The organism is Vibrio lentus (genome assembly GCF_002875945.1).
Taxonomy (GTDB): Bacteria; Pseudomonadota; Gammaproteobacteria; order Enterobacterales; family Vibrionaceae; genus Vibrio; species Vibrio apostichopi.
Map to the genome: position 1 here is coordinate 1 of NZ_MCZK01000020.1, position 1,028 is coordinate 1,028.

The window sequence follows — 1,028 nt, forward strand, 5'->3', positions numbered from 1 at the left end:
CTAAGCGGAGAAGAGCCCTTGCGCTTACCCAAGGCTGGGTCATTTATATAAAACCATTGGTTAGAAATCCCAGTGAGAACTACGAAATGATCTAAATCCCAATGCAAAATACATGGTAGCTTTAAGTTCCCGACCTCATTTAGCTCACACCTTAGTGCTCTCGATATTAGGCCAGTTTCGTTAGCTAACCCCATGATTTGCTTTAAACTCATTCCTTGAGCACTTAGAGTCTGAAATTTTCGAAAGGTAGCTACATTGCTTCGAGCCCCGTAATAAGAACTAATCATTGCCAGCGAGGCTAAACCACATTCAGAAACTTCTGCTTGCATGATTAATGGTACTCGTTTTTTCCCAGAGAACGACAATAAATCTAATGGGTTTAAGTCTTGTAATGTTGTCATCCTATCTTTCCTCTAATTGCATAAATAGGATCTAGCAACCATTCAAGTAAGGTCCGCTTTTCTAAAATAATATCCGCGTCAGCAAGCATGCCTACCTTTAAAGGGAAGGACTTACCATAAGCGGATATTTCTTGTTTATTTAGGGACACTCTCACGCGATAGATAGCTTCTTCAATCTTAACAGGGAGGATGGTATCTGTAGGCAAAATTAGAGCCTGATCAATATTGATTACTTTCCCATGGGCCAAGCCAAATTTTTGATAAGGAAAAGCGTGGAATCTTATCTTAACTAAATCACCCAATTGCACAAAGCCAGCAGAACGAGTCGGGAGTAGAAGTTCGATTTCCAAAGGTGAGTTATCAGGAATAATACTGAGTATTGGGGTATCTGTGTCTATTTGAGTGCCAACGGTTGGTTGAATTGCTGTCACTACTCCGGATTCTGGTGCATTTTTAACAAATTCGTATTGATTATCCAACTCTATTAACTGTTCTTTGAGCTTTGAAATCTGTCGCTGTATTGCCACTTGCTTAAGGGTGTTCAAATCAGGGAGGGCTATTTTATCTGATTTTAGGGTGCTAATTTCTAATGATATTGAGGAAATATCGGCTTTGTTGCGTAATTCA

The 1,028-nt window shown here is 39.7% G+C and carries 2 protein-coding genes; both read right to left on the reverse strand.

The features are described 5' to 3' along the window. The coding region (locus BCT49_RS02040; RefSeq protein ID WP_241908013.1) for a cysteine peptidase family C39 domain-containing protein at positions 1-401 on the reverse strand (401 nt) is incomplete at its 3' end. Beyond that, positions 398-1,028, reverse strand: a 631-nt coding sequence (locus BCT49_RS02045; protein WP_133151630.1) for an HlyD family efflux transporter periplasmic adaptor subunit, incomplete at its 5' end; no start/stop codon positions are given. The genes BCT49_RS02040 and BCT49_RS02045, both read right to left, overlap by 4 nt.